Genomic DNA, 14,733 nt, shown 5'->3' on the forward strand with positions numbered 1-14,733 from the left:
ACGGACCGGTTCGCCGAGTGCAGCGCGGGCATCGGGGGCGTACGCGGGACACGCGCTCGTCGAGCCCGGGGAGCCGTGATCACACCCGGCGGGCCCGGGCCTCGATCCCCTGCGCCGCGGGACCCCGTCGCTCACGGCGCCGGTCGCAGCAGCGCGCGGGCCTCGCCCTCCGCTCGTTCCACCCGGGCCCCCAGGCGGTCCCGCCTCCTGGGCGCCCAGGTCAGCTCGAGCGCGACCAGGACGACGACCAGCCAGGACACCAGGGCCTCCCGCGCCGTTCCGGCAGCGGTGTCGTACACACCCAGGGCCACCGCCACGACGGCCACGAGCACCATCACCCACCCTCGGAGCCGGTCCTCCTCCCGCACCGCGCGCAGCGCCCCGGCGTACTGGAGGACCGCGGGCGCCAGCCGGGCGTCCGTGACGGCCTCACCCCGGCGCGTGGCCCGCACCACCTCCGCCCGGTCCGCCGGCCCGAGGCCCGCGGCGCCGGGCCACGCCCGGCTCATCCGGCGAGCCGCCCGAACGCCGTACAACGGGCCGAGCACCACCACGACCACGGCGGCGGCCGCCCAGGAGCCGGACTCGACGGCGACGAAGGCCCCGAAGAGGACGCCGGCGCACAGACCGACGCCCAGCGCCCTGCGCACCGGCCCCCCTTGCCACACCCAGCCCGGGACAAGAACCACGGGCCCATGCTGGCGATCAACGGCGGGGCGGGCAACCACCGTGTCCGCGAGTCGCCCGTACGACCGCTCGAACCGCCGGGTCGTAGGACCAACGGCCGAACGGGGTCCGGCCAAAACTCGGTGGGCGATGTCAGTAACGTTCCGTAGGCTCGCTACTGATGTCCACTACACCTGCCTCGTTAGAGGAACCCGCGGGGCGCTCCGCCGTCCGCTCGCTGCTGCGTCTGTGGCCGTATGTGCGGCCGGTGCGGCTGCGGCTGTTCACGGCCGCGGTCGTCGCGGTCGTCGCCTCCTGTGTCGGGCTGGTGATCCCGCTGGTCCTGAAGTGGATGGTGGACGGGCCGGTCGCCCACCGCGATCCGCGGGGCGTATGGCTCGGGGCGCTGTACCTGCTGCTGCTCGGGCTGGCCGAGGCGCTGCTGTTCGGGCTGCGGCGCTGGCTGGTGGCGCGGCCGCTGTCGCACGTCGAGGCGGAGATGCGGGCCGGCCTGTACCGGCATCTGCAGCGGCTGCCGGTGGCCTTCCACGACCGCTGGGCCTCCGGCCAGTTGCTGTCCCGGGGCACGACGGACCTGATGCTGCTGCGCATGTTCCTCGCCTTCCCGCTGACGTTCCTGCTGGTCAACGGCGTGACCATCGTCGTGGGCATCGTCATCATGCTGCTGCAGGACTGGACCCTGGGGCTGGTGATCCTCGGTCCGGCGGCGCCTCTGCTCGCCACCTGCGTGGTCTTCGAGAAGCGGTACGCCACCGCGGCGCGGCAGGCGCAGGACCAGGTCGGGGATCTGACGACGGTGGTCGAGGAGAGCGTGCTCGGCATCCGGGTCGTCAAGGGGTTCGGGCGGCACCGCAGCCAGGCGCGGGCGTTCGGGGAGCTGTCGCGGACGCTGCGCGGCACCGAGCTGCGCAAGGCCCGTCTGCTGGGGACGATCTGGGCGGTCATCATGACCCTGCCGGAGCTGGCCATCGGCGCGGCGCTGGTGACCGGGGCCGTGCAGGTCGCCGACGGGCAGCTGTCGCCGGGCACGCTCGTGGCCTTCCTGTCCACGGCGCTCGCGCTGCGCTGGCCGGTGGAGTCGATCGGCTTCCTGCTGGCGATGAGCCAGGAGGCGGCGACGGCGACCGAGCGGTACTTCGAGGTGATGGACGCCGAGCCGGAGACCGAGACGGCCACGGCCACGGCCACGGCGGCCGCTACGACTACGGCTACGGCTACGGCTGCCGCCGCGACTACGGCTACGGCTGCCGCCGCGACTACGGCTGCGGCTGCGGCTGCGGCTGCGCGGCGTGGCCCGGTGGCCGCGGCGGAGGCGGCCCCCGAGGAGACAGGGCTCCGATTCCACGGCGTCCGTTTCCGCTACCCCGACGCCCCGCCCGGTTCCGCTCCCGTACTGGACGGGATCGACCTGCACATCCGGCCCGGCGAGTCCATGGCCCTCGTCGGGGCGACCGGCAGCGGCAAGACGACACTCACGGCCCTGGTCCCGCGCCTGCACGAGGTGACCGAGGGCCGGATCACGCTGGACGGCGAGGACATCACCGCCCTGTCCCGCGCGGACCTGCGCGCCCGCGTCGCCGTGGCCTTCGAGGAGCCCACGCTCTTCTCGGCGAGCGTCGGGGACAACGTGCTCATGGGCGCCGGCGGTCCCGCCGGCCCGGCCGAACTGAACCGGGCGCTGTCCGTCGCGCAGGCCGACTTCGCGCACGCCCTGCCCCAGGGCACCGACACGCAGGTGGGCGAACAGGGGCTCAGCCTCTCCGGCGGGCAGCGGCAGCGGCTCGCGCTGGCCCGGGCCGTCGTCGGCCGCCCCCGCTTCCTCGTGCTGGACGACCCGCTGTCCGCCCTGGACGTGCACACCGAGGCCGCCGTGGAGGCCGCGCTGCGGCAGGTCCTCACCGGCACCACCGCCCTGATCGTGGCGCACCGCCCTTCCACGGTCCTGCTCGCCGACCGCGTCGCCCTGCTCTCCGGCGGCCGGATCAGTGCCGTGGGCACCCACCACGAACTGCTGCGCACCAACGCCGAGTACGCCCACCTGATGTCCGGGACCGCACGGGAAGAGGAGGAGGACGAGCGATGACCGCCCCCACGACGTCCGTCCCCGCAACCGACGGCGAGCAGGATCCGCCCCGCCCCGGCGACGCCGGCGACCCCTTCGACCGGGACGTCCTGCCGAGCGCCCCCGGCGCCACGGGGGCGCTGCTGCGCTCGCTGCTGGCCCCCCTGAAGGCCCGCGTCGCCGGCACCACCGTCCTGCTGCTGCTCCAGCAGGCGGCCGTCCAGGCGGGCCCGCTGCTGGTGGCGTACGCCATCGACCACGCCGTACCGGCCTTCCGGGCGCAGGACCGCGGGCCGCTGGTCGCGGTGGCCGTCGCCTATCTGGTGTGCGCGCTGGCCGCCGGCGCCCTGCAGTGGGCCTTCATCGTGGCCTCGGCCCACGTCAACCAGGACGTGCTGCTGGACCTGCGCGGACGCATCTTCCGCCACGCGCAGGCGCTCAGCGTCGACTTCCACGAGCGCTACACCTCGGGCCGGCTCATCTCCCGCTCCACGACGGACGTCGAGTCGCTGCGCGAACTCCTCGAGGAGGGGCTTCAGGAACTGGTCACCGTCGTGCTGTCGTTCGTCTACATCTCGGCGATGCTGCTGTGGCTGGATCTCGGGCTGGGCGCGGTGGCGGTGGCCTCGTTCGTGCCGCTGTACCTGCTCGTCCGGCTGTACCAGCGCCGCGCGGGCCGGGTGTACCGCGCGCGGTCCACCGCGATCGCGGCGGTGATCGTGAAGTTCGTGGAGACGATGAACGGTATCCGGCCGGTGCGCGCGTTCCGCCGCGAGGCGGCCAACGACGCCGACTTCCGGGTGCTGAACGGGCGGCACGAGCGGACCAACGGCGACGCGCTGCTGGAGATGGCCCGCTATGTCGTCGGTTCCCGGCTGGTGGCCAACACGGCGGTCGCGGTGATCGTGCTGTGGGGCGCCTACCGGGTGGCGGAGGGCTCGCTGGAGCTGGGTGTGCTGGCGGCCTCGGTGCTGTACCTGCGCCGTCTGTACGACCCGATCGACCGGCTGGGCATGTTCCTCAACTCCTACCAGTCGGCGGCCGCCTCGCTGGAGAAGATCGCCGGGTTGCTCGCGCAGACGCCGACCGTGCCCGAGCCGGCGGAGCCGAGGCGGCTTCCGGCCCGCCGTTCGCGCGAGCCCGGCCGCGAGGTCGTCTTCGACGGGGTCCGCTTCGGCTACCGCACCGGCGGGGAGGTGCTGCCCCGCTTCGACCTGACCGTTCCGGCCGGGCAGACCGTCGCGGTCGTCGGTTCCACCGGCGCGGGCAAGTCCACGCTGGCCAAGCTGCTCGCCCGGTTCTACGACCCCTCCGACGGCCGGGTGCTGCTGGACGGCACCGACCTGCGCGACCTCGCCGTGCCCGAACTGCGGCGCGGGGTGGTCATGGTGACGCAGGAGGCGTTCCTCTTCTCCGGCACGGTCGCCGAGAACATCGCCATCGGCCGCCCGGACGCGAGCCGCGAGGAGATCGAGGGGGCGGCGAAGGCGATCGGCGCGCACGACTTCATCGCCGCGCTGCCCGACGGCTACGACACCGACGTCCGCAAGCGGGGCGGCCGCATCTCGGCCGGGCAGCGCCAACTGGTCGCGTTCGCGAGGGCGTTGCTCGCCGACCCGGCGGTGCTGATCCTCGACGAGGCGACCAGCTCGCTCGACATCCCGGGCGAACGGGCCGTGCAGCGTGCGATGGCGACCGTCCTCGCGGGCCGGACGGCCGTGGTGATCGCCCACCGGCTGTCCACCGTGGAGATCGCCGACCGGGTGCTGGTGATGGAGCACGGCCGGATCGTCGAGGACGGCCGTCCGGCCGATCTCGTCGCGGGCACGGGCCACTTCGCGGACCTGCACCGCGCCTGGCGCGACAGCCTGGTGTGACCTTGATCGACGGCGACGGCGGACCGCGGGAGGCGGATCCTCTCGCACCCGTTGTCGACCACTCGGTGGATGGTCCGCATACCGAACATGAACATCCGGACAACGAACGAATTCCGGCCAAATATGTGACGCGCTCCTGACAGAAGTGGCGATCTCCTGCCACTCTTCCCACGGCCGGGAGCACAGCAGCCCCACAGCGTCACCCCACGAAACCCCCCACAGATCCCCCCACAGATCCGCCCACGGATCCACCACGGATCCGTCCACGGCACCATCCCCTGTGACCCGGCACAGCACCTCCGCACCTGGTTCCGCCTTCCCAGTTCTGCCCGGACGGCCCACATTCCGTCCGGTCTCCCCTGGCCGTGCGCCGCACGGCCCGCAGAAGGAGTCAGTGTTGAGAAGCAATTCCTCGCGCAGACGCACCTCCCACACCCCCCAGCGCCGCACGGCCGGCATAGCCCTGGCCGGCGCCGCCGCCCTCATCGCCGTGGCCGTCCAGTCGGGCGCCGCGAGCGCCGCCCCGGCCCAGGCCCCGTCCGGGAAGGCCGACCCGGCCCACCTCGCCGTGAAGCTGACGCCCTCGCAGCGCGCGGAGCTGATCCGCGACGCCGACAGCGCCACGACGCGGACGGCGCGGGACATCGGTCTGGGCGCCAAGGAGAAGCTCGTCGTCCGTGACGTCGTCAAGGACGCCGACGGCACGCTCCACACCCGCTACGAGCGCACCTACGCCGGCCTGCCCGTGCTCGGCGGCGACCTCGTCGTCGACACCGCCAGATCCGGCCGTACCGAGCACGTCGTCAAGGCGACGAACGCCGCGCTCGCGGTCGGCGACCTCACCCCGAGCGTGTCCAGGGCGACCGCCGAGAAGCAGGCCGTCCAGCGCGCCAGGGCCCTCGGCAGCACCAAGTCGGCGGCCGACAGGGCGCGCAAGGTCATCTGGGCGGCGAGCGGCAAGCCCGTGCTCGCCTACGAGACGGTCGTCGGCGGCCTCCAGGACGACGGCACCCCGAACGAGCTGCACGTCGTCACCGACGCGGCCACCGGCAAGAAGCTCTACGAGTACCAGGGCATCGAGACCGGCATCGGCAACACCCAGTACAGCGGGCAGGTGAACCTGACGACGACGCAGTCGGGTTCGACGTACACGCTGAACGACGGCACGCGCGGCGGCCACAAGACGTACAACCTGAACCACGGCACCTCGGGCACCGGCACGTTGTTCTCGCAGTCCACCGACACCTGGGGCAACGGCACCACGTCGAACGCGGCGACCGCGGGCGCGGACGCGCACTACGGCGCGGCGGTCACCTGGGACTTCTACAAGAGCACCTTCGGCCGCAGCGGCATCCGCAACGACGGCGTGGCCGCGTACTCGCGGACGCACTACGGCAACGCGTACGTCAACGCGTTCTGGGACGACGGCTGCTTCTGCATGACCTACGGCGACGGCTCCGGGAACGCGGACCCGCTGACCTCGCTGGACGTGGCCGGCCACGAGATGAGCCACGGCGTCACCTCCAACACCGCCGGCCTGAACTACTCCGGCGAGTCCGGCGGCCTGAACGAGGCCACCTCCGACATCTTCGGCACCGGCGTGGAGTTCTACGCCAACAACAGCAGCGACGTCGGCGACTACCTCATCGGTGAGAAGATCGACATCAACGGCGACGGCACCCCGCTGCGCTACATGGACAAGCCGAGCAAGGACGGCGCGTCCAAGGACAGCTGGTACTCCGGCATCGGGTCGATCGACGTGCACTACTCGTCCGGCCCGGCGAACCACTTCTTCTACCTGCTGAGCGAGGGCAGCGGCGCCAAGGTCATCAACGGCGTCAGCTACAACTCGCCCACGGCGGACGGACTTCCGGTCACCGGCATCGGGCGCGCCAAGGCGCTCCAGATCTGGTACAAGGCGCTCACCACGAAGTTCACCTCGACCACCAACTACGCGGGCGCCCGCACCGGCACGCTCGCGGCGGCGGGCGAGCTGTACGGCACCTCCAGCGCCGAGTACAAGGCGGTGCAGGACGCGTGGGCGGGCGTCGCGGTCGGCTCGCGGTCCGGGGGCGGCGGGGGCGGCGGCACCTCGTTCGAGAACACCGCCAACGTCTCGATTCCGGACAACGGTCCCGCGGTGACCTCGTCGATCACCGTCTCCGGGCGGTCCGGCAACGCCCCGTCGAACCTCTCGGTCTCGGTCGACATCGTGCACACCTGGCGCGGTGACCTGGTGATCGACCTGATCGGCCCGTCGGGCACCGCCTACCGGCTGAAGAACTCCAGCGGCTCCGACTCGGCGGACGACGTGCACGCGACCTACACGGTCAACGCCTCCTCCGAAACGGCCAACGGCACCTGGAAGTTGCGCGTCCAGGACGTCGCGAGCTACGACACCGGCTACATCGACGGCTGGAAGCTGACCTTCCCGTAGGCCCGTCGGACACCCCCGGTTCAGGGCGCCGTCCCGGCGATTGCACACCCGGGGCGGCGCCCGTTCATATATCCGAAACATTTACCGGACAGTCGATTTTTAGCCAACATCACTTCGGGCTCCTGACATGTACGCGCCTCAAGTGTCACTCTTCCTGCACCCGCCGCACGAGCACTGCACAACCCCTCACCAGCGATCCGGCCCGGTGACCCCACACCGACCGGACTCCCCCACCAAGGAGCTTGTGTGACTCCCCGCTACGCGCGTCACCACCGCACCACCCTGGCCCTCGCCACCGCCGTCGCCGCCGGAGCCCTGCTCGGCACCGCTCTGACCACCAGCGCGTCGGCCCAGCCCGTGGCCGACACGGCCGGCAGGGCGCCCCTGGCCGCCGCCCCGACCGCGCTGTCCACCGCGGCGCGCAGCACCCTGATCCAGCAGGCCCAGGCCGGCGCGAGCGACACGGCCCGTCAGATAGGCCTCGGCAGCAAGGAGAAGCTGGTCGCCAAGGACGTCGTGAAGGACGTCGACGGCACCCTGCACACCCGCTACGAGCGCACCTACGCCGGCCTCCCGGTGCTCGGCGGCGACCTCATCGTGCACACCTCCGGGGCCGGCAGAACGGAGGGCGTCACCCGAGCCGCCAAGTCGGCCATCAAGGTCGCCTCGCTCAAGCCGCAGATCGCCGCCGCCAAGGCGGAGAAGCAGGCCCTGTCCGTCGCCCGCGCCGCCGGTTCGGACAAGACCTCCGCCGACAGCGCCCCGCGCAAGGTCATCTGGGCGGCCAAGGGCACCCCGGTCCTCGCCTACGAGACGGTCGTCGGCGGCCTCCAGGACGACGGCACCCCGAACGAGCTGCACGTCATCACCGACGCGGCCACCGGCAAGAAGCTCTACGAGTACCAGGGCATCGAGACCGGCACCGGCAAGACCCTCTACTCGGGCACGGTGACCCTCAACACCACCCTGTCGGGGTCGACCTACCAGCTGTACGACACCACGCGCGGCGGCCACAAGACGTACAACAAGGCCCACCAGTCCAGCCCCACGCAGGGCACGCTGTTCACCGGCTCGGACGACGTGTGGGGCACCGGCACCGCCTCCAGCTCCACCTCGGACGAGACGGCGGCCGCGGACGCCGCCTACGGCGCCCAGGTGACGTGGGACTTCTACAAGAACACCTTCGGCCGCAACGGCATCAAGAACAACGGTGTCGGGGCCTACTCCCGGGTCCACTACGGCCAGCAGTACGTCAACGCGTTCTGGGACGACAGCTGCTTCTGCATGACCTACGGCGACGGCTCGGGCAACACCCACCCGCTGACGTCGATGGACGTGGCCGGCCACGAGATGAGCCACGGCGTCACCTCCAACACCGCCGGCCTGAACTACTCCGGCGAGTCCGGCGGCCTGAACGAGGCCACCTCCGACATCTTCGGCACCGGCGTGGAGTTCTACGCCAACAACGCGTCCGACCCGGGTGACTACCTCATCGGCGAGAAGATCAACATCAACGGCGACGGCACCCCGCTGCGCTACATGGACAAGCCCAGCAAGGACGGCTCCTCCGCCGACTACTGGTCCTCGTCCGTGGGTGGCCTGGACGTGCACTACTCGTCCGGTGTCGCCAACCACTTCTTCTACCTGCTGTCCGAGGGCAGCGGCGCGAAGACGGTCAACGGCGTGAGCTACAACTCGCCGACGTACAACGGCTCCACGGTCACCGGCATCGGCCGCGCCAAGGCGCTGCAGATCTGGTACAAGGCGCTGACCTCGTACATGACGTCGACCACCAACTACAAGGCCGCCCGTACGGCGACCCTGAGCGCGGCGTCGGCGCTGTACGGCTCCGGCAGCGCCGAGTACAACGCGGTGGCGGCGGCCTGGACCGCCGTCAACGTCGCCTGACCAAAGGGCGGTTGAGGCAAGCGGCACCCGGGACGGAGACGTTCCGGGTGCCGCCCTACGCTTGGGTCCCATGTCTTCGCAGGACTTCACCTACGCGGAGGTCGGCGCCACGCGCGACGACCTCTCCACCTGCCCGCCGGGCTTCCGCCACCTGCACGTGCGCACCCGCATCGGCGAGGGCGAGGAGGTGTTCCGGCGGGCGCGTGAGGCCCTGCTGAGCTGGGAGCTGCACCGGGCGATCGGCGTCGGCATCGAGACCGGCGCCGAGCGCGCGGAGCCCGGCGCCGAGGTCACCGTCACCGTGGCCGGCGTGATCAAGGCACCGTGCCGGGTGGTCTGGACGATGGCCGAATCCCGTCGGGCGGGCTGGGCCTACGGCACCCTGCCCGGCCACCCGGAGTGCGGCGAGGAGGCCTTCGTCGTGGACCGCACCGGCGACGGCACGGTCTGGCTGACGGTGTCCGCCTTCAGCCGCCCTGCCAAGTGGTACACCCGCGCAGGCGGCCCCGCCGCCCGGGGCCTCCAGCACGCCTACGCCCGCCGCTGCGGCACCGTCCTGCGCAGACTGTGCGCGGACGCCTCGGAGTTCTGAGCCCCCCGTCCTGCCGGAGACCGTCCCCGTGGGCTCAATCCGACCAGACGGAGTCCGGGATGTGCGTCCCCCGGCGGTGCGGCTGTGTCACGAGGGCCGGCCGCCGGGGGCCACGCGGATCGGTCCCCTCGGTCTCTCCGGACGGACGGAGCGGACCTACCCCGGCGGGGAAGGACGTCCGCGCCGGGGCGAGCAGGGCGGTCCCCGGTGGGAGCGCCGTGGTACCTGTTCCGGTCAGCGCATGAGGACTCCCGCTCCCTCTCCCGTCTCCTCCGAGGGGACCGCCAGCAGGCCCAGTTCGGCGCTGGAGGCCAGGAGGCGGTGGGAGGGGAGGATGCGGACCGTGTAGCCGTAGGGTCCCGTGCGGTCCAGGGCGAGGGGGCCGTCGTAGAGCCAGCGGCCCTCGGGATCGGGGCCGCCCGCCGGTTTCAGCGGGACCGTGGTCGCATCCGCGATGCGGTCCTCCTCGTCCACCCGGCCGGAGACGGCCTGCACCTCGACGTCGTCCGGGCCGAGGCCCCCGAGGCCGACCCGGACCCGCAGGTCGAGGGTGCTGCCGAGTTCCGCGGTGGCCGTGGCGGCGGAGGTCTCCACGTGGTCGACGGTCACCTCGTGCCAGGCCGCCCGCACCCGCGCCTTCCAGGCCGCCAGTTCGCGCGCCGCGTCGTGGTCCAGCGCGCGGTGGGCGTGCGCGGCCGGGCTGTAGAGGCGGTCGACGTACTCGCGGACCATGCGTCCGGCCAGCACCTTCGGCCCGAGCAGCGTCAGGGTCCGGCGCACCATCTCGATCCAGCGGTCGGGAAGCCCGCCCCGCCCGCGCTCGTAGAAGCGCGGGGCGACCCGCTGTTCGAGCAGCTCGTACAGGGCGGCGGCCTCCACGTCGTCGCGGTGGTCGGGATCGGTGCCGGCCCCGTCCGCGGTCGGGATCGCCCAGCCGAAGTCGGGCTGGAACCACTCGTCCCACCAGCCGTCCAGCACCGACAGGTTCAGGCAGCCGTTGAGCGCGGCCTTCATCCCGGAGGTGCCGCACGCCTCCAGCGGCCGCAGCGGGTTGTTCAGCCACACGTCGCAGCCGTGGTAGAGCTTCTGCGCCATCGCCATGCCGTAGTCCGGCAGGAAGACGATCCGGTGGCGGACCCGCGGGTCGTCGGCGAACCGCACCAGTTCCTGGATGAGCCGCTTGCCGCCGTCGTCCGCCGGGTGCGCCTTGCCCGCGACCACGAGCTGGATCGGCCGCTCGGGGTGCAGCAGCAGGTCCATCAGGCGGTCGCGGTCCCGCAGCATCAGCGTCAGCCGCTTGTACGACGGGACCCGGCGCGCGAACCCGATGGTCAGGACGTCCGGATCGAGCACCCCCTCGATCCAGCCCAGCTCGGCCTCCCCCGCGCCGCGCTGCCGCCACGAGGCGTGCAGGCGCCGGCGCACCTCCGTCACGAGCTGCTCCCGCAGGTCGCGGCGCAGCTCCCAGACGTCCTGGTCGGGGATGTCGGCGACCGAGTCCCAGCGCTCGGACCCGCCGACCGAGAGGGCGTCCTCGGTGCGCTGGGCGCCGATCTGCCGGGCGCTGAGCCGGAAGACCTCGGGTGCGACCCAGGTCGGGGCGTGCACCCCGTTGGTGACCGACGTGATCGGCACCTCGTCGGGATCGAATCCGGGCCACAGCCCGGCGAACATCTCCCGGCTGACCCGCCCGTGCAGCAGCGAGACGCCGTTGGCGCGCTGCGCCAGGCGCAGGCCCATCACGGCCATGTTGAACAGGTTCGGCTCGCCGCCCGGGTAGCTCTCCATGCCGAGCGCCAGGACGCGCTCCACGTCGATGCGCGGCAGCTCCGCCTCGGGCCCGAAGTGCCGGGCGACCAGTTCGCGGTCGAAACGGTCGATGCCGGCCGGGACGGGGGTGTGGGTGGTGAAGACGGTCCCCGCGCGCACCGCCTCCAGACCGGCGTCGAAGTCCAGCCCCCGGTCGCACAGTTCCGCGATGCGCTCCAGGCCGAGGAACCCGGCGTGCCCCTCGTTGGTGTGGAAGACCTCGGGCTCGGGGTGGCCGGTGAGCCGGCAGTACGTCCGTACCGCCCGGACCCCTCCTATGCCCAGCAGCATCTCCTGCAGCAGCCGGTGCTCACTGCCGCCGCCGTAGAGCCGGTCGGTCACCCCGCGCTCGCCGAGGTCGTTCTCCTCGACGTCGGAGTCCAGCAGCAGCAGCGGGATCCGGCCGACCTGGGCCAGCCAGACACGGGCGTGCAGCGCCCTGCCGCCCGGCAGCGCGAGCGAGACCCGTGCGGCGGAGCCGTCGGGCTCCTTCAGCAGGGCGACGGGCAGCTCGTTGGGGTCGAGGACCGGGTAGTGCTCCTGCTGCCAGCCGTCCCGGGACAGGGTCTGGCGGAAGTAGCCGTGCCGGTACAGCAGGCCCACCCCGATCAGCGGCACACCGAGGTCGCTGGCCGCCTTCAGGTGGTCGCCGGCGAGGATGCCGAGTCCGCCGGAGTACTGCGGCAGGGCGGCGGTGATGCCGAACTCGGGTGAGAAGTAGGCGACGGCGGCGGGCAGCCCGGCGGACTGGGTCTGGTACCAGCGGTCGCCGGTCAGGTAGTCGTGCAGGTCGTCGGCTGCCGCGGTCAGGCGGCGCAGGAAACGGCGGTCCGCGCCCAGCTCGGCGAGGCGCGCGGGGGCGACGCTGCCGAGCAGGCGCACCGGGTCGCCACCGGAGGAGGCCCAGCGCTCCGGGTCGACGGACTGGAAGAGGTCGCGCGTCTCGGCGTGCCAGGACCAGCGCAGGTTGCGGGCCAGCTCGCTCAGTGGCCGGAGGGGCTCGGGGAGAACGGGACGGACGGTGAACCGACGGATCGCCTTCACACTCCACCTCGGCGCGTTCGCTGGATGGACGCACGGCACTGTGCGTACGGTCACTCAGAACGGTACCGGTGACCGGGCGGGTACCGCTGGGCCTGCGGCCCACGGCTCGCGAACCCGCTCCCTCCGCTTTGGCCGGTTCCGGCCCCGCAGGCGTTCTTGTCGCCCCCTCCCGCCCACGAGAGGCTGCTCCCGTACGCCGAGTGGAGGAGGGGACTCGGACCATGGCACGGACGCGTACGCGGCGTCTGCGCCGGGCGGGGGGCCTGATCGCGGCGGTCTGCGCCGCGGCGCTTTCGGCCGCCACCCTGCCCGCGCACGCCGCCCCGGAGGGGCGGGTCTCCGGCGCCGGCCGGCCCGGCTCCGTCACCGGAAGCTACCTGGTGACCTTACGGGCGGGCACACCGGCCGCGTCGGCGGCCGGGCGGGCGGTCGCCACGGCCTACGGCGCGAGAGTCAGCCAGGCCTACGGCACGGCCCTGAACGGCTACGCCGTGCGCGCCGACGCGAGACAGGCGCGGCGGCTCGCGGCGGACCCCCGGGTCGCCTCGGTGGTCCAGGACGTCCGCGTGCGACTCGACCGCACCCAGACGAACCCGCCGTCCTGGGGCCTGGACCGGGTCGACCAGCGCACGCTGCCGCTGAACCGGACGTACACCGCCCCCGACGCCGGCGGCGGGGGCGTCACCGTCTACGTGATCGACACCGGGGTCCGGATCACCCACCGGGACTTCGGCGGCCGCGCCGGCTACGGCTGGGACTTCGTCGGCCACGACCCGGCCGCCGGGGACGGCAACGGCCACGGCACCCACATCGCGGGCATCGTCGCGGGCACGGCCTACGGCGTCGCGAAGCGGGCCCGCGTCGTCGCCGTGCGGGTCCTCGGCGACGACGGCACCGGGACGATGTCCCAGGTCATCGCGGGGATCGACTGGGTGACCCGACACGCCCGCAAGCCCGCGGTCGCCAATCTCAGCCTCGGCGGCCCCTACGACGCCCAGCTCGACGCGGCGGTGCGCGCCTCGATCAGGTCGGGGGTCACCTACACCGTGGCCGCGGGCAACGGCGGCCGTGCCGCCGCCCTGTTCTCGCCCGCGGACGTCCGGGAGGCGATCACGGTGGGCGCCGTCGACGGCCGGGACGCCCGGGCCGGCTTCTCGAACACCGGCTCGGCGCTCGACCTGTTCGCCCCAGGCGTGTCGATCACCTCCGCGTCCGCGGCGAGCGACACTTCCCGGGCAACTTTCTCGGGCACGTCGATGGCCGCCCCGCACGCGGCGGGCGCGGCCGCCCTCTATCTGTCCGGCCATCCGCGGGCGGCTCCGGCGCAGGTCGCGAAGGCGCTGGTCACCGGGGCCGCGACCGGCAGGGTCGGCGACCCGGGCCCCGGCTCGCCGAACCGGCTTGTGCAGGTGCCCACGGGGTAGGCGGGATGTCCAGGAACCCGGCCCCGCCCGCTCCTGGACGGGGCCGGTCTTGTGTGTAGACCTACGCGTGAGTAGTTAACAAAGTGCCGGATTGCTCACCCGAATAGGGTGGGAAGGCTCCACCGGTACGCCCCAGGTAGACCACGCAGGACCCACCTCCCCACAGACATCCGCCCACACCCTCGTTGACGCGGACAGGAGCGGTCATGCCCGCCACGCACCACTCGGCAGCACCCCCGACCAGCAGCATCCCCGGCACCGAAGCACCACCGGCGCACCCCCTCGGGGCCGGCCCGCCGGCCCCGGAGCGACCCTCCGCGGGCGGGGCCACCGCCGTCGGCCGGATACCCGTCCTCGACGTGCGCCCGGTCGTCCAGTGCGGCCGCCGCCCCGCCAAGGCGGTGACCGGAGAGTCGTTCGAGGTCTCGGCCACCGTCTTCCGTGAGGGCCACGACGCCGTGGCCGCCAATGTCGTCCTGCGCGATCCGGAGGGGCGTCCCGGCCCCTGGACCCCGATGCGCGAGCTGGCCCCCGGCACCGATCGCTGGGGCGCCACCGTGACCGCCGGGGAGCCCGGCCGCTGGACGTACACCGTCGAGGCGTGGGGCGATCCCGTCACCACCTGGCGGCACCACGCCCAGATCAAGATCCCCGCCGGTCAGGACACGGAGCTGGTCCTGGAGGAGGGGGCCCGGCTGTACGAGCGCGCCGCCGCCGGGATCCCCGAGGAGGACGGCCGGCGCGACGCCCTGGTGGCCGCCGTCGGGGCCCTGCGGGACGAGAGCCTTCCGGCGTCCTCCCGGCTGTCGGCGGGGTTGACGCCGGAGGTGGACGCGGCGCTGGCCCGGTATCCGCTGCGGGAGCTGGTCACCGTCTCCGACACCCGCGAGCTG

General features: G+C 72.9%; 9 protein-coding genes. 7 read left to right on the forward strand and 2 right to left on the reverse strand.

Going from position 1 to position 14,733, the window contains the following annotated elements; translation table 11 throughout:
• Nucleotides 1-131: 131 nt before the first annotated feature.
• Entirely contained in the window at nucleotides 132-689 is a 558-nt protein-coding gene (locus tag ACF1A5_RS21740; RefSeq protein WP_392194484.1) for a hypothetical protein, read from the reverse strand.
• A 158-nt stretch (nucleotides 690-847) separates the two neighbouring features.
• On the opposite strand from ACF1A5_RS21740, the gene ACF1A5_RS21745 reads away from it, so the two are divergent.
• The 5 genes from ACF1A5_RS21745 (at nucleotide 848) to ACF1A5_RS21765 (ending at nucleotide 9,563) form a co-directional block, all read left to right on the forward strand.
• Entirely contained in the window at nucleotides 848-2,770 is a 1,923-nt protein-coding gene (locus ACF1A5_RS21745) for an ABC transporter ATP-binding protein (protein ID WP_392194485.1), read from the forward strand.
• Nucleotides 2,767-4,626 carry an ABC transporter ATP-binding protein gene (locus tag ACF1A5_RS21750; RefSeq protein ID WP_392194486.1) on the forward strand — a complete coding sequence of 620 codons (1,860 nt, stop codon included), beginning with the start codon at nucleotides 2,767-2,769 and terminating at the stop codon, nucleotides 4,624-4,626. Before ACF1A5_RS21745 ends, ACF1A5_RS21750 begins: the two co-directional genes overlap by 4 nt.
• Nucleotides 4,627-5,023: 397 nt before the next feature.
• A complete protein-coding gene (locus tag ACF1A5_RS21755) occupies nucleotides 5,024-7,063 on the forward strand; it encodes a M4 family metallopeptidase (protein ID WP_392194487.1) in 2,040 nt (679 codons plus the stop codon).
• Nucleotides 7,064-7,309: 246 nt separating this feature from the next.
• Nucleotides 7,310-8,971, forward strand: coding sequence for a M4 family metallopeptidase (locus tag ACF1A5_RS21760; protein WP_392194488.1), 1,662 nt, complete (start codon nucleotides 7,310-7,312; stop codon nucleotides 8,969-8,971).
• Nucleotides 8,972-9,041: 70 nt separating this feature from the next.
• A complete protein-coding gene (locus tag ACF1A5_RS21765; RefSeq protein ID WP_392194489.1) occupies nucleotides 9,042-9,563 on the forward strand; it encodes a DUF1990 family protein in 522 nt (173 codons plus the stop codon).
• A 234-nt stretch (nucleotides 9,564-9,797) separates the two neighbouring features.
• On the opposite strand, the gene ACF1A5_RS21770 is transcribed toward ACF1A5_RS21765, so the two are convergent.
• Complete coding sequence (locus tag ACF1A5_RS21770; protein ID WP_392194490.1) at nucleotides 9,798-12,416, reverse strand: glycosyltransferase family 1 protein; 2,619 nt, start codon at nucleotides 12,414-12,416, stop codon at nucleotides 9,798-9,800.
• 221 nt (nucleotides 12,417-12,637) lie between these two features.
• On the opposite strand from ACF1A5_RS21770, the gene ACF1A5_RS21775 reads away from it, so the two are divergent.
• Both ACF1A5_RS21775 and ACF1A5_RS21780 read left to right on the forward strand, forming a co-directional pair.
• Entirely contained in the window at nucleotides 12,638-13,840 is a 1,203-nt protein-coding gene (locus ACF1A5_RS21775; protein ID WP_392194491.1) for a S8 family peptidase, read from the forward strand.
• 206 nt (nucleotides 13,841-14,046) lie between these two features.
• The coding region (locus ACF1A5_RS21780) for a maltotransferase domain-containing protein (RefSeq protein WP_392194492.1) at nucleotides 14,047-14,733 on the forward strand (687 nt) is incomplete at its 3' end.

It is taken from the genome of Streptomyces sp. NPDC014864 (assembly GCF_043081525.1).
Classification (GTDB): Bacteria; Actinomycetota; Actinomycetes; order Streptomycetales; family Streptomycetaceae; genus Streptomyces.